Origin of the sequence: Celeribacter baekdonensis B30 (genome assembly GCF_000299875.1) — a bacterium.
GTDB classification, from domain to species: domain Bacteria; phylum Pseudomonadota; class Alphaproteobacteria; order Rhodobacterales; family Rhodobacteraceae; genus Celeribacter; species Celeribacter baekdonensis_A.
Genome location: NZ_AMRK01000017.1, coordinates 44,722 through 69,476, shown reverse-complemented (window position 1 = coordinate 69,476; position 24,755 = coordinate 44,722). Strand labels below are relative to the sequence as shown.

General features: G+C 59.6%; 22 protein-coding genes. 4 read left to right on the top strand and 18 right to left on the bottom strand.

The annotated features are described in order from the left end of the window. Window positions 1–287: 287 nt before the first annotated feature. The 6 genes from B30_RS19740 to B30_RS19715 form a co-directional block, all read right to left on the bottom strand. Window positions 288–614, bottom strand: a complete 327-nt coding sequence (locus B30_RS19740; protein ID WP_009574001.1) for a hypothetical protein — start codon at window positions 612–614, stop codon at window positions 288–290. Beyond that, window positions 615–2,582, bottom strand: coding sequence for a methyl-accepting chemotaxis protein (locus tag B30_RS19735; protein WP_009574000.1), 1,968 nt, complete (start codon window positions 2,580–2,582; stop codon window positions 615–617). Between the two features lie 150 nt (window positions 2,583–2,732). Continuing rightward, window positions 2,733–3,293, bottom strand: a complete 561-nt coding sequence (locus tag B30_RS19730) for a PqiC family protein (protein WP_009573999.1) — start codon at window positions 3,291–3,293, stop codon at window positions 2,733–2,735. Between the two features lie 5 nt (window positions 3,294–3,298). Next, complete coding sequence (locus B30_RS19725) at window positions 3,299–5,404, bottom strand: MlaD family protein (RefSeq protein WP_009573998.1); 2,106 nt, start codon at window positions 5,402–5,404, stop codon at window positions 3,299–3,301. Window positions 5,405–5,414: 10 nt separating this feature from the next. Continuing rightward, window positions 5,415–6,050 (bottom strand): paraquat-inducible protein A, encoded by a 636-nt coding sequence (locus B30_RS19720; RefSeq protein WP_009573997.1) that lies wholly within the window; start codon window positions 6,048–6,050, stop codon window positions 5,415–5,417. Further along, window positions 6,017–6,661 carry a paraquat-inducible protein A gene (locus tag B30_RS19715; protein ID WP_009573996.1) on the bottom strand — a complete coding sequence of 215 codons (645 nt, stop codon included), beginning with the start codon at window positions 6,659–6,661 and terminating at the stop codon, window positions 6,017–6,019. The genes B30_RS19720 and B30_RS19715 overlap by 34 nt, the downstream gene beginning before the upstream one ends. Window positions 6,662–7,078: 417 nt before the next feature. Between B30_RS19715 and B30_RS19710 the strand changes: the two genes are divergently transcribed. Genes B30_RS19710 through B30_RS19695 form a run of 4 tightly spaced genes read left to right on the top strand, consistent with a single transcriptional unit; the run spans window position 7,079 to window position 11,959 of the window. Further along, window positions 7,079–8,737 (top strand): glucan biosynthesis protein, encoded by a 1,659-nt coding sequence (locus B30_RS19710; protein ID WP_009573995.1) that lies wholly within the window; start codon window positions 7,079–7,081, stop codon window positions 8,735–8,737. Then, complete coding sequence (locus B30_RS19705) at window positions 8,722–8,964, top strand: hypothetical protein (protein ID WP_152002920.1); 243 nt, start codon at window positions 8,722–8,724, stop codon at window positions 8,962–8,964. Before B30_RS19710 ends, B30_RS19705 begins: the two co-directional genes overlap by 16 nt. A gap of 3 nt (window positions 8,965–8,967) precedes the next feature. Further along, window positions 8,968–10,776 carry a glucans biosynthesis glucosyltransferase MdoH gene (gene mdoH / locus B30_RS19700; protein WP_009573993.1) on the top strand — a complete coding sequence of 603 codons (1,809 nt, stop codon included), beginning with the start codon at window positions 8,968–8,970 and terminating at the stop codon, window positions 10,774–10,776. Then, the gene (locus B30_RS19695) at window positions 10,748–11,959 is read left to right on the top strand and encodes an OpgC family protein (protein ID WP_157789846.1); all 1,212 of its coding nucleotides are present in this window, start codon (window positions 10,748–10,750) and stop codon (window positions 11,957–11,959) included. Before mdoH ends, B30_RS19695 begins: the two co-directional genes overlap by 29 nt. Window positions 11,960–12,034: 75 nt before the next feature. Here the strand turns inward: B30_RS19695 and B30_RS19690 are convergent, their stop codons facing one another. The 12 genes from B30_RS19690 to B30_RS19635 form a co-directional block, all read right to left on the bottom strand. Then, complete coding sequence (locus B30_RS19690) at window positions 12,035–13,543, bottom strand: aldehyde dehydrogenase family protein (RefSeq protein WP_009573991.1); 1,509 nt, start codon at window positions 13,541–13,543, stop codon at window positions 12,035–12,037. Continuing rightward, window positions 13,540–14,001, bottom strand: a complete 462-nt coding sequence (locus B30_RS19685; RefSeq protein WP_009573990.1) for a (2Fe-2S)-binding protein — start codon at window positions 13,999–14,001, stop codon at window positions 13,540–13,542. The genes B30_RS19690 and B30_RS19685 overlap by 4 nt, the downstream gene beginning before the upstream one ends. Next, a complete protein-coding gene (locus B30_RS19680; protein ID WP_009573989.1) occupies window positions 13,998–17,060 on the bottom strand; it encodes a molybdopterin cofactor-binding domain-containing protein in 3,063 nt (1,020 codons plus the stop codon). The genes B30_RS19685 and B30_RS19680 overlap by 4 nt, the downstream gene beginning before the upstream one ends. Next, the gene (locus B30_RS19675; protein WP_009573988.1) at window positions 17,057–17,908 is read right to left on the bottom strand and encodes a phenylpropionate dioxygenase; all 852 of its coding nucleotides are present in this window, start codon (window positions 17,906–17,908) and stop codon (window positions 17,057–17,059) included. The genes B30_RS19680 and B30_RS19675 overlap by 4 nt, the downstream gene beginning before the upstream one ends. Window positions 17,909–17,919: 11 nt before the next feature. Continuing rightward, complete coding sequence (locus tag B30_RS19670; protein WP_009573987.1) at window positions 17,920–19,290, bottom strand: amidohydrolase family protein; 1,371 nt, start codon at window positions 19,288–19,290, stop codon at window positions 17,920–17,922. Beyond that, on the bottom strand, window positions 19,278–20,816 hold the full coding sequence (locus B30_RS19665) for a GMC family oxidoreductase (protein ID WP_009573986.1): 1,539 nt from the start codon (window positions 20,814–20,816) through the stop codon (window positions 19,278–19,280). The genes B30_RS19670 and B30_RS19665 overlap by 13 nt, the downstream gene beginning before the upstream one ends. 14 nt (window positions 20,817–20,830) lie before the next feature. Further along, entirely contained in the window at window positions 20,831–21,439 is a 609-nt protein-coding gene (locus B30_RS19660; protein ID WP_009573985.1) for a thiamine pyrophosphate-dependent enzyme, read from the bottom strand. Continuing rightward, the gene (locus B30_RS19655; RefSeq protein ID WP_009573984.1) at window positions 21,436–21,936 is read right to left on the bottom strand and encodes a thiamine pyrophosphate-binding protein; all 501 of its coding nucleotides are present in this window, start codon (window positions 21,934–21,936) and stop codon (window positions 21,436–21,438) included. The genes B30_RS19660 and B30_RS19655 overlap by 4 nt, the downstream gene beginning before the upstream one ends. A gap of 101 nt (window positions 21,937–22,037) precedes the next feature. After that, on the bottom strand, window positions 22,038–22,961 hold the full coding sequence (locus B30_RS19650) for a LysR family transcriptional regulator (protein WP_009573983.1): 924 nt from the start codon (window positions 22,959–22,961) through the stop codon (window positions 22,038–22,040). Next, complete coding sequence (locus tag B30_RS19645) at window positions 22,961–23,590, bottom strand: glutathione S-transferase family protein (RefSeq protein ID WP_009573982.1); 630 nt, start codon at window positions 23,588–23,590, stop codon at window positions 22,961–22,963. The genes B30_RS19650 and B30_RS19645 overlap by 1 nt, the downstream gene beginning before the upstream one ends. Beyond that, a complete protein-coding gene (locus B30_RS19640; RefSeq protein ID WP_009573981.1) occupies window positions 23,587–24,246 on the bottom strand; it encodes a Rieske (2Fe-2S) protein in 660 nt (219 codons plus the stop codon). Before B30_RS19640 ends, B30_RS19645 begins: the two co-directional genes overlap by 4 nt. Further along, a complete protein-coding gene (locus tag B30_RS19635) occupies window positions 24,243–24,506 on the bottom strand; it encodes a hypothetical protein (RefSeq protein ID WP_009573980.1) in 264 nt (87 codons plus the stop codon). The genes B30_RS19640 and B30_RS19635 overlap by 4 nt, the downstream gene beginning before the upstream one ends. Window positions 24,507–24,755 lie beyond the last annotated feature (249 nt).

Below are 24,755 nucleotides of genomic sequence, written 5' to 3'. Positions count from 1 at the left end.
AGCGCGCGTACATGTCGGTGTATTTTTCTGCGGAAATATGTGCCTTCGAAGCAAATGCCTCGGAAGGAACGGTCATTGTGGTGGTGTCTTCGGACATGTCGCCTCCCAGTTCTCGTATTCTTGACGTGACCCTGCGCAAGGCAGAGTCCTTCCTCCAGATCAGCTTTACAGAGTTTGATGTGAAAATGCCCGTAACTTGCTGCATTAAATAGATTTATTTGTAAATCACTTCACGAATGTACGTCACTTTGTGTAAATTAAATTTACAAATCTGAAATGTCATGACTTTACAGATTGTTAGTTTCGATCTCTGCAGCAGAGTGAAATCTTGAAATTGCTTGCTCACGTTCGCTGTTTGGGACGTTGAGCGCCCATATAGACGCAGCCGTCGAGTGTCGGGCCAAAACGCTGCGGCGCGGCATTGGAATGCGCCACTCGATGATCGACTCGCTTAACTGGATTTGTTTCATCCGGCGGCAAACCTCCATTGATGCCACCATGCGCTCAGAAATTTGACCAATTCGGGCTATATGTTCCAGCAAAGCAAATTCCCGCATGTCTGATGAGACATGCGGGGAGGCGCGTTTGGTGCAAGTCTCAGCCGTGAGAGACATTTAAGAGACCAGTCTCACCTCTTCATCTTCATTTGTCGTTTTGAGCACAGAGCTGTCACGCTCGAGGGCGGTGGCTTGAGCTTTCAGGGATTGCAAGGCCGCGGTGGTCTCTTCGAACATGGCCGCGTTGTGTTGTGTCACCTGATCCAGTTGGCTGACGGCTGTTGATATTTCCGCGAGACCGACAGATTGTTCAGAAGCAGAGGTCGAAATGGTCTGAACAAGGCCGTCCAAGCTTGCCACAAGGGTCTCAATCTCGGCGAGCGCATCCCCAGATGCATTCACGAGTTGCACACCCTCGTCGACTTGACGCCCCGATGTTTCGATCAGTTTCGCAATCTCGTTTGCCGCCTCGGAGCTGCGTTGTGCCAGGGCCCTCACTTCGGAGGCAACGACGGCAAAGCCCCTGCCCGAATCGCCAGCTCGCGCGGCTTCGACGCCGGCGTTCAGGGCCAAGAGATTGGTTTGGAATGCAATGTCATCAATGACGCTGGTGATCTTGGAAATCTGGGTTGAGCTTTCTGCAATGTCGTTCATGGCTTTGACGGTCCGCTGGACAACATGGCGCCCTGCCGTTGAGCGGTCTTTGGTTTGGCCAACCGTGCCGGCAGCATCTTTTGCACTGCGGGCTGAGCTGTCTACAGAAGCGGCAAGTTCGGTGATCGCTGCCGCGGTTTCTTCAAGGGAGGCGGCTTGAGTTTCCGTGCGACGGCTCAGATCTATCGCGGCGCTGTTGAGGTTGTCGGTTTCACCAATGATGGTGGCGGCCCCTTCAACGATGGTGCTGGCCAAGCGGCTGATTTTTTCAACGGCATCATTGAAGTCGGTGCGCAGTTTTACATATTCAGGCGGAAAGTCTTCGTTGATACGCACGGTCAAATCGCCGCGTGACATGGCGCCGAGGCCCGCCGCAAGCGTTGATACGACGCGCTGTTGATTTCTGAGGTTTCGTTCGCGTTCGGCTTCGGCTTCGGCACGCTCCGCCTCTTTTTCCTGGCGGGCCTTTTCTTGTTCTTTGCGACGGCTTTCCTCAACGGCGGCTTCACGGAGTTTGGCCTGATGTTCTCGCTCCGCGGCGTCTTCCCGTTCGCGCACCATGGCGGCGTCTTTTTCGATTTGAGCCTGTGCAAGTTCTGCACGCTCAACAAGGGCTACCCTAAAGATTTCAAGGACGCGGGCCATTTCGCCAATTTCACTTTTGTTGTTGGTCATCGGCACTTCAGTGTGGGTGTCGCCTTGGGACATGGCAGACATACGTGCCTTCAAGGCGTCAAGAGGGTGCGTGACACTTCGGACAAGGAGAGCGGAGGTGAGCCCGAGCGCGATGAGCGCTGCCGCCAGAACGCTATGGCCGATGGTTCTCATGTCAGTAAGATCATCATTGATGTCAGACATGTAAGAGCCCGTGCCAACGATCCAACCCCAAGGTTCGTATTCGCGCACAAAACTGATTTTTTCATCGTCGCCGCTGCCGTCCGGTTTGTCGAAGTAATACGTCAACGCACCGCGGCCTTTGGTGGTGGCAATTTCGATCATTTCCTGGAAAATGTAGGTGCCGTGGGTGTCTTTGATGTCGGTCTGATCGGTGCCGTTCAGCTCTGGCTTGATCGGATGGGCGATCATGATGTTTTGGTTATTCAAGACAAAGAAGTAGCCGCTTTCGCCATAGCGCATCTTCATCATGGTCTCCTGACCAAGGGCGATGGCTTGCTCATGTGTGAGAGCGCCGGCTTTTGCCTGATCGTCGATCTCGATAAGGGTCGCGATGGCGGTATCTACAACATCACTTAGGTGTTGTTCACGCATGGCGAGCGCGGAGTTGTAGGCGAGATTCAATAGAATTTGTGTAAGTACTGCGATCAGAACAACGGCAATCACGACGATGGCGTAGATTCGGACTGATAGTTTTGACAGCTGAGCGCGAATCATCTCGATCCCCTTGAATTGTATGGCGTTTGGGAACACCATGAGGGGAGCATCTTAACAATCAGTGCATTGATGCACGTTTTGCAATGCGAGAACGCATTCAGCGTTCGACCAAGGGAGGGGGCGAGCATTTGGGGGTCAAACCCAAAGGCATCATCTCATTCCAGTCAGGCCTATGCCCCGGATCGTGGGTCAGCGAGACAGCTCTTGCGTGATCTTTTGCGCCAGTTGACGCATAGCAAGGCCAGAGGCGGCGGCAATGCCCGCGGGCGAGGTGTCGCCAAGCGGGACGGCGATGTCAAACCGCACGATCCGTTCGCGCACGATATGATCATAGGATGAAATCGCGAACTGGCCTTTGAGGTCAAACTGGCCCGAAGCCCGCGCCACCATTTCCGAGACACGCACTTCGACTGCCGCCTGCGCCGGGGTGGCCAAAGGCCAAGGTTCCGCCGCCACTGTGGCCGACCCAGCGCGGCCAATGGTATCGGCCAGCAAAAGCGTCACAGCGCGCACAGGCTCATCCGCCCAAGCCGCGCCTTTGACCGGGGTCAACGCGCCGTCACCGCCCTCCAAAAGGATTTGCGATTCCTCGGCATAGGCCGGGAGCGACACTTCGCGCACCTCAAGGGTTGCAACGCGCAACCGCACCGGCGCTGCGGTCTCTGCCGGGGCCGTGTCGATCAAATAGCGTGGATCGGTGCCGCCACAGGCGGCCAAAAGCAAAAGGGCAAGCGGGAGAAAACGAAACATATCGGTCACCGTCCAAACAAGAGGGAATTGGGGTTGCGTTCAATGGCGCGGGCGAGCTTGCTCAGCGCTTGTGCCGCCGCGCGCACTTCGCGCAGGGACGAGAGCGTTTCGCGGTTGAAACTGGATTGGCTGCCATAGCCCGCAAGGGTCTTTTCGGCCTCGGCCACGAGGGTTTCGATCCGGGCGGACAGTTCCGGCAGGCTCTGCGCCGCCTGTTCAATCGCCGATGCGGCATCGCGGGCGGACGACAGCGTGGCGTTGGTGTTTTCAACCACGCCACCGGCGCGCAATTCGGCCAAGGCGCTGCGAGCTTCATCCAAAGCGGCGGTCAGGCTTGCGGGCAGGGCGCGGGCGTCCGGCGTGTTGATCAACCGATCCGCCCCGTCCAAAAACGCCCCGGCAGAGGCGAGGAATTGTTCGACTTCAAGCGAATTGGCCTTGTTGGTCAATTTTTGCAAATCGGCCACCAGTTGCGGCAACTCCGCCGTGGCGCCTTCGATGTCGGCGGCCACGTCTGTGACCGATGTCGCGGCCTCTTCGGCGGCGTCCAAGGCGGCCACGAGTTTGCCCACCGCATCCGCTTGCCGCAACTCTTCGGACACTGCGCGCAACTCGGAAATGGCGACTTTCAACTCGGCGGGGAGCGCTTGCGTGTCCGGGCTGCCAAGCAACCCGCGCGCGTCATCCAACAGCGCGACAAATGCATCAGGTGCCGCGCGCAGGGTTTCGTCGCCCGCAAGGCTTTCGACGGCTGCAAGCGTGGCGATGGTTTGATCCAACAGCTCTTCGACCGGCAGGTCATTGACCCGTTTCAACAACCCCTCTGCGGTCGCGCCCACATCCGGCAAATCGGAGGGCACGGAGGGCAACAGTGGCGCGGATTCGGAGAAAATCCCAAGAATCGCCGGGCTTGCATCCGGGATATTCGCGAGTTCGATCACCAGCGAGGTGCTGAACAGGCTTTGCGACGCCAGCCGTGCACGCAGCCCGCCTTTGACGGCATTGGCGAAAAACGCGATGGTTTCTGCGGCGGGGGCATCGGCATCTAAGCCCAAGCGTTGCGGATCAATTGAAATCATCGCGCGCAACTTCACGCTTGGGCCATCCGGCATGTCTTCGATAAATGCACCAAGATCAGAGACCGCACCAATGCGCACGCCGCGATACAGCACGGGTGAGCCTGCGGACAGGCCGCTGACGGATTCATCAAACTCGACCGTCAAATCGACAGCATTGTCGATGGTCTCGCTGAACACACTGTCGCGCGCCTGTTCTTCGCCCTCGAACAGATCAAAAACCTGCCCGGGTCGCACCGGGCCGCCGCCGGAAAACACCGTGTCAAAGGCCAGCCCGCCACGCACAAGACTGGCGACCGAGTCAACCGAAAGATTAAGGCCGCTTGGGCCAAAATTGATTGAGAAGCCAGAGGTTTGCCAAAACCGCGTGGCGGAGGTGAGGCGTGTGTCATAGGGCGCGTTAATAAAGGCGTCGACCATCACGCCCGAGCCATTGTCGAGCAGGCGCGGGCTTTCGATTTTGCCGACTTCGATGCCTTTGTGAAAAATCGGCGCGCCGGGGGTGAGTTGTGATCCAGACGCCGTGCGCAGGGTGATTTTTGTACCTTTCATACCGGGCAAGACCAAGGGCGTGTCATCGCGTCCGACAAATTTGGTGGCACCTGCGCCGGGGGCGGGGTCGAAGGCGGCCTGAATATAGGCGCCCGAAAGCACGGTGGAGAGGCCGGAAATGCCGCTGGCGGAGACTTCGGGGCGCACGACCCAGAATTCGGCATCGGCGGGCAAGGACTCCGCCACCGTCCGATCAATGCGCGCGCCGATCACGACAGAGGTCAGATCGGCGGAAAAGGCCACGTCTTCGACCAGGCCGATGGTGACATCGCGGTAGCGCAGAGCAGTTTCATTTGCGGTGATGCCGGCTGCGTTTTCAAACCGGATTTCAATGCGTTGACCCCGGTCGGCCCAGCTTTGCCAGGCAATGAAAAGCGTCACGGCCAAGGCCGCCAAAGGCACCAACCAGACATAGGACAGGTTGCGCCATGCCGAGCGTTTCGGACCTTCGACCACCATTTCTGTTGGCTGCACATCGCTCATGGCATTGCCCTCATTCTGCGTCCTCGTTACGCGCGTCCCAAATCAGACGCTCATCAAAACTCAAGGCGGCCATCATAGTGAAGGCAACGGAAAGTGCAAAGCTGACCGCCGCAATCCCCGGCGTGATGGTGGCAGCAAAATCCAACCGCACCAGCGAAGAAAGGATCGCAACCACAAACACATCAATCATCGACCAGCGTCCAATAAATTCAACAATTTCAAACAGGGTGTGACGGCGATGCATCGGCATGCGTACTTTGCGTGTCACCGACAGGCCAAGGTAAATAATCGCAATGAACTTGGCGATCGGGATCACGATGGAGGCGAAGAACACGATACCCGCCACGCCGTAGGAGCCGTGGTGCATCAGTTCGATCACCCCGCCGAGAATGGTGTTTTCCGTGGTTTTCCCAAGACTTACGGTGGAAAGCATCGGGTAGAGATTGGCCGGTATATAGATGACCATTCCGGCGATGAGCCAGGCCCAGACCTTTTGCAAACCATCGACATCGCGCGGGCGCAGACGGGCGCCACAGCGGGCACATCGCACCACGCCGGGTCGGTCCACCTTGCCACAATGGGTGCAGCCGATCAGACCCGCATCACGGGCTGTCAGGATCGGCGGCGCGCTTCTAAGGTTTTCCAAACGGTCACTCTACTCATAAAATTATCTTTCAGCACGGTCACGATGACCAGCGCCACAAAGGCCCAAAATGCCGGGCCCAGCGAGACATGCGCCAGCCCTGCGACTTTTACCAATGCCACCGCAACGCCAACGATAAACACCTCTGCCATCGCCCAGGGCCGCAACGCTTCGGTCACTCGAAACGCATGAACCGCATGGCGTGCCGGATGCCAGCCAAAGGCCATCGGCCCCAACACATAAAGCAGTGTCAAAAACCGGGTCACGGGCAAAACCACAATCAAAGCAGCCATGGCCAGCGTCAGCGGCGCGGTCAATCCGGTGGCATAGGCCATCACCGTGTCCAACAAAGAACTGCGCCGGACCATGCCCGCCGCACCCAATTCGAGAAAGGGGAAAAACACCGCCGCAATCATCAGGATCAGCGCTGCCAGAGCCAGCATGATGATGCGGGTCATCGCCAAGGGTCGCGGCGCTTCGATCACCGTATGACAGCGCGGGCAAGAGGCCGTGGCTCCGACCGAGACAGTGCGGTCCACCAGCAAAGCGTCACAGGCGGGACAAGCCATCATCCCGTCAAGGTCAGGGATATGAGGAAAGGCGGGTGCGGTCATCGGATCAGTCTACCCTGTCGTGCAAGTGTTGAAAAGCGGCACAGCCCCCGCCGTGATCTCCTGGGGCTTTGATGCTCAATAGCGGGGTGTTCAATAGGGGGACAATCTGCGCGTTCGGCGGGTGCAATGCGCGGGGTTTCGCGCAGAGAGGGAATAAAAGGCCGCTTTAGGCGAAAGCAACCTTGTTTTTCCGCGAAACCGGCGAAAAACCCCGATTTCGCCCCTGACAAACTCGCGAAAAATCGCCAGTTCTCAAACGGTTCTACAGATTTATGTGGCGGTGCAGCGAAACTAAACATATTTGACGGATGTCACGGAACTGTCATGCGAGTGAGTCGCATGCAGGGATGATGTGAGTCTGGGAAACCAGAGTCGAGAAACCAAGTCGGGAAGCCAGTTCGGTTCAATGTTTGCGCAATGTCAGTAAAGTCACTCTCTTCTGATGCGGGCCTGTCCCGTCGTTCCGTTCTTGCCACGCTGTCGGGGTCTGTGGCCGCCGTCGCCTTGGCGCGCACTGCTTGGGCACAAGACGTGGACCCAACGGTGGATGCACCAGCCGTCAGCACGCCTGTGCCGGAGGTCATGCCCGAACCTGTGGCCGAACCGATCGGCCCTCAGCCGTTTTCGTTTGACTGGCTCGATGCGCGGATGTCTGAGGCGGCGCAGTCTGACTATCAGGCCCCTGTTGCCGCGGCCGAAGTGATCACGGACCTCGATTACGACGACTACCGTAAGATCCAGTTCAACCCCTTGCGTGCCCGCTGGCGCGATGAGGGCGTGTTGTTTCAGGTTCACGCTTTTCATCCCGGTTGGTTGTACAAAGACACGGTGACGGTCCATGAGGTCGTGGACGGTATGCAGGTGCCGATGGCGTTTTCCACTGACGATTTCCTCTATTATGAAGACTTGGCCGCGCGCGTGTCGCCCCATGTCGCCTTGCCCGGTGTGGCTGGCTTTCGGTTGAACTCGCCGCTCAATCGCGCTGATAAGTTCGACGAATTGGTGGCCTTTGTTGGCGCCTCCTATTTCCGCGCTTTGGCGCGTGACAGCAGCTATGGCCTGTCGGCGCGGGGGCTTGCCATCAACACCGGGTTGAGCGGCGAAGAAGAATTCCCGCGCTTCACTGAGTTTTGGCTCGAACGTCCTGCCGTCGGCCAGGACACCGTGGTATTTTACGCAGCCCTCGAAAGCCCGTCCTGCACCGGCGCGTATCGGTTTGTTATCCGTCCGGGCGAGGAAACGGTGATTGATGTCACCGCCAAGCTGCATTTCCGCCGCGATGTGGAACAATTGGGCGTGGCCGCGCTGACCTCGATGTTCTTGTTCGACGAAAAGAATAGCGACGCCTTTGACGATTATCGCCCGCAAGTCCATGACAGCAACGCCCTGATGGTGGTGCGTCGCGACGGCGATGTGCTCTGGCGTCCGCTCAACAACCCGCCGCGTCTGGCAAGCTCGTATCTGAGCGAACCGAACCTCAAATCCTTCGGTCTGATCCAACGCGACCGGGCGTTTGAGGATTACCAAGACGCCGGGGCGCATTATCAGGACCGCCCCTCTGTGTTGATCGAACCGCAGGGCGATTGGGGCCCGGGCGCTATCCGTTTGGTGGAAATCCCGTCCGATCTGGAAGGCAATGACAACATCGTCAGCTTCTGGGTGCCGTCTGAGAAGCCGAAAGCGGGCGAGACGCGTGAATATGTGTATCGTCTGCGGTGGGGGGCGCTTGGCACCGACCGCGACGGGGACCGCGCATGGATTGTCAACACTTTGGCGGGCCAAGGCGGCACGTCTGGCGTCTCGGGCGCGAAAGCCTCGTTGCGCAAATTTGTGATTGATTTTGACGGTGGGTTGATGGCGGGGCTGCCTGCGGATGCTGAGATGGAGCCGGTCGTGACCCTGTCTGGCGGCAAAATCCAACATATCGCCCTCTCCAAAATTGAAAACACCACGCGCTGGCGTTTGGTGATTGATGTCGATGGCGGCAATGAGCGGCTGGTTGAACTTGTCGCCCATGTCGCGGGCTTTGGACGGAAACTGACGGAAACATGGATTTATCAATGGGTACGCACATGATGATGCAAGGGTCTCTTTCTGATGCGGCGCAGGACGCACACGCGCGGGCCATCGGTACGCGTCACGCGGAGATTTTGCGTGCGGCGCGTCTGCCTCATGCGCCTTTGGCGATGCCCCGGCAGGTGATCGAACGGCCCCTTGCGGAGGCCGTGGCACAGACACCGTTTTTGTCGCGCCTCATCGGGGTTTTCGCCTCCGGTATCGGTCGCACTGCGCGTGGCAGATAACCAATGAGCCAATCGACGTCCCCCAGCGGCGCGCGTTCTGCGCGTGCTTTGGCGTTGCTGATCAGTGTTGGCCTTGGGATCGGCGCGGCGGCATTGTTTTTGCAATTCGGCGCGGCGGACGGCTATCAGATGGTCGATGGTGTGCGGGCTGCGCTTGTGTTTATCACGACATTTTGGCTGGCTTGGGGCGCGATGCAATCGGTGGAGGGGCTTATTTCGGCCCGAAACCCCCCCGCATATCTGAACACGCCGCTTACGACCCGCACCGCGATTTTGATGCCCGTCTATAACGAAGATCCTGCGGTGGTTTTTGCCCGCGTGGCGGCGATGGACGTCTCGCTCACCCGGCTTGGTGTGGCCGAACAATTTGATTTTGCTATCCTGTCTGATACGCAAAATGACCGAGTGGGGCCCGAAGAAGAGCGGTGGTTCGTGCATCTTTGGTCTGACCGCGGCCAAGACGCGCGGGTCGCCTTAGGGAAAGCCCCCCGGTTTTTCTACCGTAGACGGGCGCGCAATATTGGCCGCAAAGCGGGTAATATTCAGGACTTTTTTGAGACCTCGGGCGGGCAATATGATTTCGCGCTGATCTTGGATGCCGACAGTTTGATGGAAGGCGAAACCATTGTTGAAATGGTGCGCCGGATGCAGGCGGCCCCCGAGCTTGGTCTGTTGCAAACCCTGCCGCGCATCACCGGCGCGCGCTCGCGCTTTGGCCGTGCCATGCAATTTTCCGCCGGGTTCTATTCGCCGGTCTTTGCCCAGGGTCAGGCCGCGATGCAAGGCGTCACGGGCCCGTTTTGGGGCCACAACGCCATGGTGCGGGTGCGGGCCTTTGCGGAAAGCTGTGCGCTGCCCGAACTCTCCGGCCCGCCGCCCTTTGGCGGTCATATCCTCAGCCACGATTACGTCGAAGCGGCGCTTTTGGCGCGCGCCGGATGGGGGGTGCGACTTGATCCAGATTTGGCGGGGTCTTTTGAGGAAGGCCCCGAAAACATGATTGATTTCGCCAAACGCGATCGGCGCTGGTGTCAGGGCAATTTACAACATATCCGGGTGATTTCTGCGCCGGGCCTCAAGGGCTGGTCGCGGTTCGTGTTTTTCCAAGGCATCCTCAGCTACGTCGCGCCGCTGTTTTGGGTGATGTTTCTGGCCTCCAACCTCTACGCCACTGCGACCGCGCCTGAACCGGATTTCTTTCCTGAACCGTTCCAATTGTTTCCGGTGTTTCCCTCTGATCAAACCTCGAAAGCGGTGGGGGTTGCGGTGGGTGTCTTTGGCCTTTTGGTTTTTCCCAAAGTGTTGATCCTACTCGATGCCATCGCGCGTGGGCGGGTGGCGGAGTTTGGCGGTACAGTCACGGCCCTGCGCAGCATGATAACCGAGCTCATCCAATCCTCGATCAACGCGCCGATCATGTTGATGTGGCAAACCCGGGCGGTGATGCAGGTGGTGATGGGGCGCGATGGCGGTTGGCCAGCGCAGACACGTGGTGACGGGCGGCTGACATTTCCCGAGGCCTATGCCGCCGGGTGGTGGATTCAACTGTGGGGCATCGTGGTGATGGCACTCACCCATAGTTTCGCCCCCAACCTGATGCTTTGGGTTTTGCCGATTGGCGTACCCTTGGTGGTGGCGCCTTTGGTGATCTGGATGACATCAAAGCCCTCTCACCCGCCGGTGTTTCTGACGCCGGAAGAAACCGCCCTGCCGCAGGTCATCACCGATCATCGCCGGATTGTCGCGCTTTGGGATGACACTTCCCCAAGTGTCGTCGTGCCCAATGCCCAAGTGGCTGAAATCCCTGCCTGATATGTCCCATACCAAACCGTCCTCCTCCGCACCGATTGGCGTGCCCGTATCCTCTCGTGGCCCGAATGCACGAGACCCCAGGCTCGACTTTTTCCGGGGGCTCGCCTTGGTGATGATTTTCATCAACCATGTGCCCGGCAACCCGCTTGAGGTCCTTACCAATCGCAATTTCGGCTTCTCGGATGCGGCCGAAGGGTTCGTTTTCATGTCCGGGATGGCGGCGGGGCTGGCTTATCCTTTGGCCTTTGTGCGTTTGCCGTTGTGGCGGGCTGTGGCGAAATGTTGGGGCCGGGCCTGGACGCTTTACTCCGTGCATCTGGTGATTTCCGTGATCTCTTTGGCGATCATGCTGGGCGCGGCCTATTGGTTCGGCGCCGACAAGATGTGGAAGGTCAACAACGTTGGCCCGTGGATGAAAGCCCCGGTGCAAGCGACGATTGGGATCGCCACATTGGGCCATCAGTTCGGCTATCTGAACATTTTGCCGATGTATGCGGCCTTGTTGCTGATGACGCCGGTGATGATCCTGGTCGGGCAACGCAATATCTGGATCATGCTGGGCGGGTCATTCGCGCTTTGGATTTTCACCGGTGAAACCCGCCTCAACGTGCCCGCCTATCCCAATCCCGGCGGTTGGTTTTTCAACCCGTTCGCGTGGCAATTCCTCTTTGCCATCGGGCTTGCCTGTGGGATGCGGTTGAAGGCGGGTCAGCGGTTGGTGCCAAATGTGGCCTGGGCCAAATGGCTGTCACTGACGATCTTGGTGCTCATTCTGGGCTGGATGAAAATCGACGCGATCCGTGAGGTTGGCAGCAGCGGGTTGGGCGTTTTGCGCAGCCTTGGGGCGCCATTTTACATCACCAATTTCGACAAAACCTTTCTTGCCGCCCCGCGTCTGATCCATGTGTTGGCACTGGTATATTTCCTCTCGACGCAAAATTGGGTGACACACCTCTCTGCCAGCCGTTGGGTTTGGCCGATCCAATTGATGGGGCGGTTTGGTCTTGGCTGTTTTGCGCTTGGCACGGTTTTGTCGATCCTCGGCCAGTCGATCAAAGCGGCGCTGATCTATGATCCGTGGATCTTTGACCTGGCCTATGTGTTTGTCGGTTTGGCGGTGCAAATGGGCTTTGCCCGGATCAAATGGCAATTGGCCAAGCCCGCCGTGGCGCGGGTCGGGTAGTTTTCAAGCGGTGCTGCGGGCCATTTTCTTATCTGCAAAGCGGCGACTTTTGGCTCCAAGCCGTATCTTGCGGCCCTAAATCACCATGCAGACGGTTTTATTCTCCAGGTAATTGTCCAAGCCTTGCGCGCTGTTTTCCACGCCCCAACCCGAGGCCTTGATCCCGCCTTTCGGCAGTTCCGGTGAAAAATAGCTATGGCAATTGACCCAGACCGTGCCCGCATGGATTGCCGCCGCCAGTTTGTGCGCGTGGCTGAGGTTTTCGGTCCAGACCGAGGCCGCCAAGCCGTATTCGCTGTCATTGGCGAGGCCCAAGGCCTCCTCTGGCGTGTCAAATGGGGTGAGTGCCGTCACCGGGCCGAAAATCTCATCCCGCATCAAGGCCATGTCGGGGCGCACGCCAGTCAGGATCGTTGGTTGAAAAAACGCGGGTGCTTCGTCGATTTGCCCGCCTCCGGTCAAAATTTCGGCCCCCTCGGCGCGACCTTGGTCGACAATCCCCGCGACCCGCGCGGCATGTGTGGCGTTGATGAGCGGGCCAAGATCGCTGTCCGGTGCCAACCCGTGCCCAAGGCGCAGCGCAAGTGCGGCCTGCACCAGCCGTTCGGCAAATTGATCATAGAGTGCGCGCTGAACATAGATGCGAGACCCGGCCACACAGACCTGTCCCGAATTGGCAAAAATCCCGCGCGCTACACCCGGCACCGCCAGATCAAGATCGGCATCCGCCATCACAATCGCCGGGGATTTGCCCCCGAGTTCGAGTGTCAGTTTTTTGAGGTTGCCCTTGGCCGAGCCCAACAAATGCCGTCCGATTTCGGTCGATCCGGTAAAGGCCACTTTGGCGACACCCGCATGTGTGGCCAAGGCCTCTCCGACCTCATGTCCAAAGCCAGTCAACAGGTTGACCACGCCCTTGGGCATCCCCGCCTCTTCGATCAATTTACAGAGCCGGATCGCGGTCAGTGATGTTTCCTCGGCCGGTTTCAAAATCACGGTGCAGCCCGCGCAAAGCGCAGGCGCCAGTTTCATTGCCGCCATCAAAAGGGGCGAATTCCATGGCGTGATCGCGGCCACAACGCCGACAGGTTCGCGCCGGGTATAGGCCATGACCTGTTTGCCCGCAGGGGCGTAACCGATTGAAGGCGTGATGCTCTCACCGGTCAATTTGGTCGCAAACCCGGCGTAATAGCGAAACTGCGCGATGGCACCGGGGAGTTCGCCGAACCGCGCGGTGGCGAATGTTTTGCCCTGATCAAGGCTTTCCAATTCGGCCAATTCATCGGCGTGGGCCTCGATCAGATCGGCGATGTTCCACAGCAAGGCCTGACGCGTGGCGGGCAGCATCCCGCGCCATGCGGGGGAGACAAGCGCCTCATGCGCCGACGCCACCGCCGCATCGGCCTCAGTTGCGCCTGCTCGGGAAAGGCGGGTCAAAAGCCCGCCCGTGGCGGGATCATGGCTGTCAAACTGATCGGGCAATATCTGCCATTCCCCGCCGATCCAAATCGGTTGCGCGGGCCGGGCCAAAAACGCCAGGGCACCGTCGGTTTTGGGCGCATGTGGGGTCAAGGTGAATGTCATATCCTGTCCTTTATAAGCGTACGGGCGCGAAACGCCCCGCGCAAAATCGAGTGATAGCCGGTGCAGCGGCACAGGTTGCCCTCAAGGGCGGTGCAGATCATCTCGTCCGTGGCATCGGGCGAGAGGGTGAACAGCCCAACGAGGCTCATCATCACGCCGGGCGCACAATAGCCGCATTGAAAGCCGTTTTCCTCCTCCATTGCGCGCACCAAAGCCCGGCCCTCGGCCAGCGTTTCCAGCGCCTCGATGGTGGTCACGGCTTTGCCCGCCACCTGCCATCCCATCAGCAAACAGGCGTTGATCGCGTGACCCTCGAGCAAAACGGTACAAGCCCCGCAGCGGCCAATTTCGCAGGCCTGTTTGGTGCCGGTCTGGCCTAACCTTTCGCGCAGGGTCGACAACAGGCTCTCATCCGGGGCGATCTCGGCGGTCTGACCATTGAGTGTAAACCCGATCATGTTTGGGCCTCCGCCTCAAAGGATGCGATCACATCCAAAAGGCTCTCTGGGGCAAACGGCGCCACCACCGGCCAGCGTCCAATTGCATCAAACACCGCATTGGCAATCGCGGGCGTCACCGCACCAATGCCCAACTCCCCCGCTCCGCGCGGGCCATAGGGGTCACCGGGGTCAAGATCTTCAAGAGCGGTGATCCGCATGGTGTTGGGCACATCGCGCACCGTTGGCATCATATAGCTGTCAAAATTTGCGGTCACCGGGCGGCCATCCTGCATCAGCATATCCTCGGTCAAGGTGAAGCCCAGGCCTTGGATCAACCCGCCCTCCATCTGGCCCAAATAGGACGCCATGTCGATCACGGGTCCGGCGGCGGTATGCATCTCAAGATCAAGCACGCGGACCTGCCCGCTGATCCGGTTCACGGCCACACGCGTCAATGTCGTGGCAAAAGCGAAAATCAGGCGGGCGTTGCCTTTGGTGTAATCCGACTTTGGAAAAGAGAACTGCGTGGTGAAGGTGGCGCTATCGGCCATGGCGTCAAACCGCAACAGCGGCGTGGGTGTATTGGCCCCGCGCGCGCCAATCCCGCCGGGGACAAGTCGCAGTTCCGCAGGGGGTAGGCCAAGTTTGGCACCTGCCTGCGACAGGAGTTCGGTCTCAAACGCCGGTGCCGTCTCCTTGATCCCGCGCCAGACCACATAGCCGCCGCGCGAGGCGGTGGTCGAACCGCTGTCGGGGGCGGTTCCGGTGTCGCCAAACACCCCACGACTGTCATCGCGGGCCACGCCCAAACGCGTGGAAAGTTCGGCATGAAGCGAGGCGATTAGGCCCTGACCCATCTCATCGAGACCACAGAGCACTTCGATTTTTCCGCCCTTCAAACGCAGCGCAAATTCCGCCTCATCCTCGGGCAAAGTGCCAAGTCCGTTGCCCTGATAATTCAGCGCCATGCCGGTGCCGATGATCTCGTCGGGATTGGTCTCTCGGGCACTCCAAAGCGGCGAGCTTGAGGCGGCGTCGAGCATTTCAAGCAGGCGCTCAGAGGGCGCAACTCTTTGGCTCAGAAAACCGGGACTGCCAGGCACACGCATGTTCAGCCTGCGGATCGCCACCGGATCAAGCCTCGCTTTTGCCGCCAGACGGTCCATCTGACATTCAATCGCATAGCTCATCTGATTGGCACCAAAGCCACGAAACGCGCCGCATGTGCCATTGTTGGTATAGGCGAGCCGCCCGCGTGTTTGAATGTTTTCAATCACATAAGGTCCGGCGGCATGTTCCATCGCGGTTTCTAAAACGCCGGGCGACAACGACGCATAGGCACCGCAATCGGCGACGACATCGACCTCTTGCGCCACCAAACGCCCCGTTGCGTCACAGCCGGTTTTCATCCGAATGCGCATCGGATTGCGCTTGATCCCGGCCTGAACACTTTCAGCGCGGCTGAGGTGTAGCCGCACGGCGCGGCCGGATTTGCGCGCCAAAAGTGCCAAAATGGGTTGGACCGTCAATTCGTCCTTGCCCCCAAACGCTCCGCCCGTGGGCGAAGAAATCACGCGGATTTTGTCCTCGGGGAGGTCGAGAATGCGCGACAGTTGCAACCGATCGCGGGCACCATGCTGGCCCCCGGCACAGACTAAGATTCCGTTGTGCTGAGGCCCATCCGGTGCGGCCCAGCCACCTTCGGTTTCCATAAACCCGTGCATCTGGCGCGGGGTGACGTAGGTGTCTTCGACCACATGCACGGCCTTGGCCCAGCCGTCAGTGAGATCGCCCTTGGCATGGGCGATCTCACTGACAAGATTGCCACTGTCATGCACACGCGCGGCACCGGGCATCAATGCCATCTCCGGGTCGGTGACATCGGGTAAAGGCGCATACTCGACTTCGATCAGCGCCAGCGCCGCCTCAGCCACTTGCGCATCAATCGCGGCGACGGCGGCGACCGGATCACCGGTGTAACGCACTTTGTCGGCACAGAGCGCGGGCTGGTCTTGGAAGACGATGCCAAAGCCGTTGAGCCCGGTGATGTCGCGATGGGTGACCACGGCATGCACCCCCGGCAGTGCCTCGGCCTGGCGCGTGTCAATGCGCAGGATTTCGGCATGAGGGTGAGCGGCGCGCAGGATACGCCCGACCAACATGCCGGGCGCGCGCACATCGGTCAGATAGGGCAGGGCGCCACGCACCTTTGCGGGCATGTCCGGGCGGGTGTGCCAGCGGTCGCCGCCGCCCTGCCGCGAGAGTGCGGCGAGAGCCAGGGGCGGGGTTGGGCTGGGGCGGAGGGTTTTGGGGCAATGGGTTTTGAGGCCTGGCCCGAGCAGGCCATGAGAGATCACTTTGGCGGCGACACGTTTGCGGTAGCCCGCACTGCGAAAGGCACAAGATGGCGCGTCGATGGCCGCGAAAACCCGCGTCTCAAGATCGGCCATGTCAACCTTTGTCAAAACCTGCCCGATGAGCCATGTTTCGACCTCTGTAAGCCGCTGCGGCGCGACGATACCGCCCCCTACCGAGAGGCGCAGATCGGTGATCCGACCGTCCTGCGAGGCGAGTGTTCCGGCGCTGACGATCATTGCGGGCGTGAACGCGGCGCGCAGTCCGATTTTGCGCCAAATTGAGCGCTCCAGCGGGCGGAGGGTCATGGAGAGGATGAGGCCTTTTGGGTCGCGCAGATGGTCGCGCAAAGGACGTGGGCCGCGTGTGGTGTTCAGTTCGGCATCCAGTGCCAAAAGCGCCGGAATGAGACAGCCCGCACCAAAACCGATATTGCCGCCCAGCGTTGCGAGACGACGAATATTGGGTGCGCCGACATCCCTGCACGCCTGTGATAAAAGCGGCAATCCGGCGCGGCGGATGTCCTCAAGGGAGGTGCCCGCGCCGATGGTCAAGCCATTGATCCCATTTGGTAAAAGTGGGCCTATGTTGACGAGGTGATCGGGCCGTGTCTGTCCTTGGGACCAGCGAAACTGATGCCCCGTGCCGCCGACCACGGCCTGCGCGCCTGTGGCAATCAGGGCCTCGGCCTCGGCCAATGTGCGGGGGTGGCTGACCCTCATGCGGCCTCCGGCGTGGTCGTGCCAAAGGTAATCCCCTTTTCCTTCAACCAGCGGCGATAGGCGACCGAGGAACTGTCGGCGCGGGTCGGGATTTCGCTGCGCGCCTCAAGTGGCAACAACAGCGGGCGTTGGTTTTCGACGATGATCCGGTCTTGCAGGAAAATCACCTGTTCAAAGCGCAAAAGCTGGGTATGGCTGGAGGTCTGGTCGAGCAGATACATCACCGGTTGCGCCCGACATAGCCCCTCTTCGATTGGATGGATGAACAGGGCAATGGCATCGCGGTGGGCGGGTTGATCTGGTGCTTCGCGGTAGAGCATGACGACAAAGGGACTGGGCACCCGGTAGGTCAGTTGGGCGAATTCGCCCTCCGGGCGGGCTGTGGTCATTTGCGGTTGAAAAAAGGTGCAATTGGTGGCCCAGACCTCGTCCACATTGCGGCGGATTTCGGATTTGTAAACGGGCACCTCGGCGTGCGGTTCAGAGCCCAAAATGTCGGTGTGGACAAAGGGAAAATGCGCCATGTCGAGGAAATTTTCGACCACACGCAGGCCAGAGGCCCGCATGGTCACCCAGCCACAGGTGACAACCCGCCGCTCGGGCTCAAACCGCTCTTCGATTTCGAAAATCTCAGTATTTGGTGCGCCGAGCGTGGTCCAAAGACACTCGAATTTCTCCCGAATGGGCAGGGGTTTACCATTATGCATCACGGATTTCCCCGGACCGATAGTGATCGGATGACCCAAGAGCTTTGTCTCCTCCATCCGGTCCAAATCGGTGAGCGTGGCGACCGCATACCATTGGTTGAGGGCGACGGAATCTTTGGTGCCTTGTGAGGTCTGTGACATCTGGATGCTCCTCAATCGGTCCATTGCGTCGTGCCGCCGCCATTGGCGTCAAGCCAGAGCTGGCGGCGGGTGAAATGCCCCGGTGTGAGGCGGTTCAGCCGGTCGATGATCTCGGTCACATCCCCGCTCACCAGCTTGCCGTCCTCGACGCATATCTGGCCATTGACCATGGTCATTTTGACGTCAGAGCCGCGTACGGCATGGACCAGGTTGTGGTGAATGTTGAACCAGCGCCCATCGGCGTGAAATGGCGTCATCCGCGGCGTGTCGCCGCGCAGGGCGATGATGTCGGCTTTTTTGCCCGGTTCCAATGACCCCGTGACATTGCCCAGCCCCAGGGCCTCGGCCCCCAAAGAGGTCGCCATGCGCAACACCTCCCAACTGTCCATTGCGGCGGCGTCGCGGTGGCGCAATTTGCCCTTGAGGGAGGTGAGTTTCATCTCTTCGAACATGTCAAAATTGTTGTTCTCTTTCTCACCATCCGTGCCGATGCCCACGGGTATGCCCGCCGCCAACATGTCAGAAATGGGCGCGATGCCAGAGGCCAGTTTCATGTTCGACACCGGGTTATGGGCGACCGATACGTTGTAGTTTGAGATCAGGTCGATCTCTTCGGGCGAAAACCACACGGCATGGGCAAACATCGCCAGAGGCGTCTCAAAGAACCCCAGATCGCGAAACACCTCCATCGGCTTTTTGCCATAGCGGGTTTTAAATTCGGCCAGTTCAATATCGGCCTCGGAACAATGGGTGTGAAAGCCGGTGTTGTGCCTTTTCGCCATGTCGATAGCGCGCTGTTGCCCGGCCTCATCGGCATAAAACAGATGCTCCAACCCGACCCAGACAGTGACCCGACCCTCGGCCTTGCCATGCCAACGCTCAATCAACGCCTCATTCATATCGAGCGTGTCGAAATAGTCGTAATCGGGGTGCTCGCCAACGTAAGGCACGGCGACAATCCGGTTGCCAAGAATCTCGGCGGCACGGGCCGAGCCCTCCATATAACGCCACATATCCACCACCGTGGTGGTGCCCGCCAAGAGGCTTTCGGCGTAGCACAGATAGCTGGCGGCCTCCGCCTCTTCGGGCAAAAGCACGCGGTGCATCGGGTTGATATGTTGGGTCAGCCAATCCCAAACCGGCAGGTGTTCGGCGGTGCCGCGCAGAAAGCCGGAATGGGCATGGGCATTGATCAGACCGGGCATCAACACCGCTCGGCCCATGTCCTTTACCGTGGCCTCCGGGTGTGCTGCGATCAGGTCGCGCGCGGGGCCTGTGGCCACAATCGTATCACCGCGCACCAAGACCGCACCGTGGGGGATCACGGTCAGGTCTTTGTCCATGGTGACAAGGGCTTCGGCACTTAGGATCAGGTCAGACATGCGTCCTCCAATATGAATTGCGCCGCCCGTTCTCCGATCATGGTGACAGGGGCGTGGGTGTGACAGGCGGGGATGTCGGGAATGACGGAGGCATCCGCGACCCAGAGGCCGCGAACGCCCTTGACGCCCAACCGAGGGGACACGGGGGCGTCGGTGTGTGTGCCCATTTGGGCGGTGCCACAACAGTGGAAAAAGGTCGAACAGGCGCGGCGCACGAAAGTGACGGTATCCCCGCCCGAGACCTTGCGGTCCGGGGCGGCGAAATCCGCGAAGAGGTGTGAAAAGCCGGGGGTGAGCACCATGTCCAACAGGAACTCCACCCCGGACACGAGCGCCTTCAGATCGCGCGGGTCCGACAAGAGGTTTGGCTGAATATCAAGTGGGTCATCCGGGGAGGTCCCGGTCAGCGTGATCCAGCCTTTGGAATAGGAGCGCATGACGCCCAGTCCGATGGCAAAAACATCACCGTCGAAATCGTAATGATCCCAAAGCGCCGGCACGGCAGAGCGGGTTTGAATGGGGAAAGCCAAGAGATCGGCTTGGTCCAACTCGGGCGCGGATTTCCAAATCGACAGCGTGCCGCCGCCGTTGCCTTTCATCGGCCCAAGCGGCGATGAGGCGCGGAAATTGAGGGCGCGCAGCAGCGGATGATCCTGAAGATTACGACCGATTTCGGGGGCGTGGAGGCGGGTTTTGAGGCCAAGCCGGACCAGCTCCGCCTCATCTCCAATGCCAGAGAGCATCAACAACCGCGGGGTTTCCAAAGCGCCAGCGGCAAGGATCACGCCCGACCGTGCGGTCAAAAGATGCTCCGCGCCGTCTTTGAACACACGGACACCACGGACGCGATCACCGGAAAACGCCAATGCCAAAGCGCGGGTCTCGCAGAGGATCGTCAAACGTTCGGACGCCATGATTGGAGCAAGATACCCCATCGCCGAGGTCCAACGCAGACCCTCGGGCGAGATGTTGAAATTGGCAAGGCTGACGCCGAAGGGCTCCGGCCCGTTCGGGTCATCCACCATCGGCAAGCCCATATCGGCCCCACCTTTGAGCATGGCTTGGGTCAGGGGATGATCCGGGTCCGGGCGGGTGATCTTGAGCGGGCCATCGCTGCCGCGCAAGGCGCTCGCACCGCTCTGCCATGTCTCGCAGGCTTGAAAGCTCGGCAGGCAGTCCTCCCACGACCATCCCGGCGCCACAGCGTCCCATCGGGCATAATCGGCGGGTCCGCCGCGATACCACATCATCGCATTGGTGGCCGACGAGCCACCCAAGCCTTTGCCGCGTGGGATCGGGATAGTGCGATTCAAAACCCGCGCGGTGGGGGTGTAATGATGCCCCCAATCCCATGCGCCGGATTGCAGAGCAAACCACGCACTCGGGTCTTCGATCTCAGTCACGCCAAAGGTGGATTTTCCCGCCTCGATCACCGCCACATCCGCCCCCGCATCATGCAGCCGACGCGCCACGGCAGAGCCGCCCGATCCAGAGCCGATCACGATGTAATCAAAGGCGGTTTTCATGTCGGTCCCGTGGATTAGTTATGTTCAGAAGGGCCCATGATGGTGATCCCTTCGGTGGCTTCGACATGGCGCACAAAGATGTATTTGTCCTCGCGCCCATCTGAGTGTTTGCGCTTGATCTCGGGCTGAACAGTGCCCGCGACCTTGGCGACGACAATATAGGGGTCGTCACTGGCCAAACCCGCTTCGCAATGGGCGTCGAACTCGTCCAAAGTGCGGGCGGTGTAGGCGTGTGTCACCCCGGCACCCTGCGCAATGGCGGCCAGATCGACGGTGCCCGAGGCGGTGTGGGTTTTGGGCCCGCCGATGGATTGGTACATTTCATTGTCCCAGACCACGACAAACAGGTTTTTCGGTCTTTCATTGCCCAAAGTGGCCAGTATGCCGAGGTTGAACAACAGCCCGCCATCGGTGTCGAGCGAGATGATTTGACGCTCCGGCAGGCCCGCCGCCAGTCCAAACGCCTGCGGCGTGACACAGCCCAATTGTTGTTGAAACAGCGAGGCGGCGCGCATGTGCGGCGCGGCGTTGTACCATTCGTCAACAGAGGCGCCCAATGAGAGGATCACCAATTCGTCGGAGAGGCGGGCGGCCAATTTTGTCATACACTCAAAGCGTTTCATCGCACGATACTCCCCGAAAGCGCCACGGCGGTGTGGTAATAAGACGAATAGGCCAGCTCATAAGCGTCAAAAATCGCTTGTTCGATCCGCTCCTCTTCGCGCTCGACCACATAGGGGATGCGCAGGGCTTGCAGCACCGGTTCCATGGTCACGCCATGTGGCACCGCCCACCAATTGTTTTCGCCCATATCGCCGCGATAGCTCATCAGCATCACAACCGGGATGCCCGCGCCCAAGCCCATCCGCGCAAGCGGTTCGACCGAGGCGCGCAGACCGGAGTTTTCCATCACCAAAGCCGCGCGTTTGCCCGATAGGAACACACCGCCGCAAATGGCCGCCCCCTCGCCTTCGTTGGTGACTTGGATGGTGCGAATGTCCGGGTCGGCATCGAGCGCCGGATAGAGTTCTTTGAACAGCGAATCCGGCAGGTAACATACGATACTCACACCCGCCCGTTTGAGCCCTCGGATCACCGCATCTACGGCGCTTTGCTGCATATCGAACCTCCAAATCTCACGCTACAAAATCAACCTGTCAGAGTGACTGTGTTCCGAAAAGACGATGATTTCTCAACGAGATGTTCGCTTTGGCGCAACACTTAGGATTTGAGACCCTCCATGGTGGAAGTGAGCGAGGCAGAGAGCGCCAAGGCGGCCTCAGAGGCTTCGCCTTTGGGGCGGGCAATCAGCGACAGGCGGCGCAGACCAAGACCCGCATCCGCAAGCGGGATGAAGACAAGATGGCCACGACTGATTTCATTTTGCACACCAAGCCGGGTCTGAAGGATCGTGCCCAGCCCGCGAATGGCCAGATCAATCATCAAGCCGATGGAATTCGTCCGGGCGCGGCGGGAAAACTCGACGAAAGAGCCAGAAAACATCTGTTCGACCGAACTGCCGAGCGTCAAAGAGGCGTCCGAGAGGATCACTCGCTCACCGGCCAATTCATAGGCTTTTACGGGGCGGTTTTCTTTGGTCAGGGCACTGCCGGGTGGCACCAATACGCCCAAAGGCAAAGCCACGGAGGCCAAACGCCGCGCATTGCGCGGCACCCGCACGTCAAAGGCCAAGGCCAAATCCGCCTCGCCCTGATTGACCAAATCGACGGCCTCTTGCGAGCCGGTGACGCGGACATCGACGCTGATTTCGGGATGGCGCACCCAAAACCCGGCCAGAACTTCGGGCAAAAGCCCGCGTGCGGCACTTTCGATCACCGCCAGGGTCACGGTGCCCCGGCGCAGCCCGTGCAGGTCGTTGATCTCGGTCAGCGCCCGGTTCATTTCGCCGGTGGATTGCCCGATGTGATAGGCTAAAAGTTCGCCCGCTGAGGTCAGTTTCAGCCGTTGTTTGGTGCGTTCAAACAGGGGGGTGTCGAGGTCTTCTTCGAGTTGTTTGATGGTGCGCGAGATCGAAGAGGGCGCGACATTGAGCGACAGCGCCGCCTGCCGGATCGACCCCAGCCGCGCCACCAACATAAAGTGGTGGACGCGCGAGGACACGAGACCAAGCCGATGCAGGTCCATCAGTGGTAATCCGGGATGCCGGGCATGACAACAAAGCCCGGCGTGGCACGCACCCGTCGCGCCCAAAGCCGCAGGGCGGGAAAGGCGTCATGGTCAATATTGCAATCGCGGCTCAGCGCAAAGGCGGGGAACAGCGCAATATCGGCCAGCGTAATCTCTTCTCCGGCGAAGAAACTCAGACCTTTGATCTCTTGCGCGCTCATGTGATCCTCCATAATCCGCAGCAAAGCGCGGGTTTGGGCGATGGTTTGGGGCCCGTCACCGGGCAGATCCATGATCGAAATGGCGCGGGCCTCGGTGGAGACCGATAGGTCATGTTCCGCGAAAAACAGCCAATCCATCATCTGGGCCAGTGCGGAGGCCTCTGTCGGCAAAAGCCGCTTTTGCGGGTCCAGCCCCGCCAGATAGAGTAAAATCGCTCCGGTATGGCGCAGTGTCACATCCGCCGTTTCCAAGATCGGCAAGCGCCCCAAAGGGTTCAGCTTCAGATAGGGCGGGGAAACCTGTTCCATACCGGGGAACATGTCGACATTGCGCAATTCCACCGGAAGGTCGCAACAGGAGGCCACAAGCCGCACGCGATAGCAGGCGTCATCCAGATCATAATTGTGCAAGACAAGCTGGGTCATTGAGCGGCCTCTTTGAGGGGGGATTCGACGTTGCGGCGCAGGGTGGCGAATTGGTCGAGCAGGCTGAGGCGGGTCGCGGTCGGTGTGTCCGAGGGCAGGGTGATGTGCAACGCCGAATGGTCGGCGTCGACGGTTTGTAAGCCGAGGGTCAGCGGGGTCTCTCCCAGCGTGGCGGTGATCAGCGCGCCGGTCTGCGAGACCTCCGAGGCCACGGTTTTCACCCCGGCCAAGACCGCATCCAGAGGCGCGTCGATGTAGAGGCTGCGCAGCCCGTCCATCTCAGGCGCGTTTGGTTCCACTTCTGGCATGTCGCCCAAAGGCAGCGCGGTCCAGATCATGCCACCCGCCTCCGTCACCGCATAGCGCGTGACGCAGATTGACGGTGGCACTTCCAAATCCGGGTGTGCCGGGATGTAGCGACAGGTGCCGGTCTCGTCATATTCCCAGCCGTGATAAAGACAGGCGATGTGATCGCCACGCACAAAGCCAAAGCTCATTTTCATGCCGCGATGCGGACAGCGGTCCTCCCACGCGTGGGCTTTGCCGCCGGTGTCGCGCCAGACCACGATTTCCGCGCCATGCACCGCCGTGCCGGCCGATGTGCCGGGGGCAATAAAGCGTGACAGGGCGATGGGCACCCATCCGGTTTCACTCATGTCTCTTCTCCTTTGGCGGGGTTGTCTGCCTGTCGTGTGACCTTGTGGACGATGCAATCCTGTGGCCCGAGGCTGAGCGCCATTTCAAACGCATCCACCAAATCGCGCTGACCAATCACCTGCAATTTCGCAACTGCATCATTTTGCATCACAGTTGTGAGGGTGATGGACAATCTTGAGGCACGGTGTTGCGCAAACTCGGCAAAACTCTCGCGTGGAATCTGTCCCGTAAAGGTGAATGTCACGTGGTCAATCTGCATGTCTCTGTGCTTTCATCATTCGAGAAAACCCCTTTTTTATAGGAAAAACGGCGATTTTTTCCGAGGTGTTCGCGGCAGTTAGGCGTGGAAAATCTGGACCGTCAAGTGTTGTTCTAAACGCAACATCTGTATCGAAATTTTACGGCTATTCACGGTCACAGCACTCTGGAAACGTGGTCCTGCACATGCGACGTGGCCGCCCCACATTCGTGACCTTGGCGACGGATCGTCCGGGCGCAAGGCGGTCCT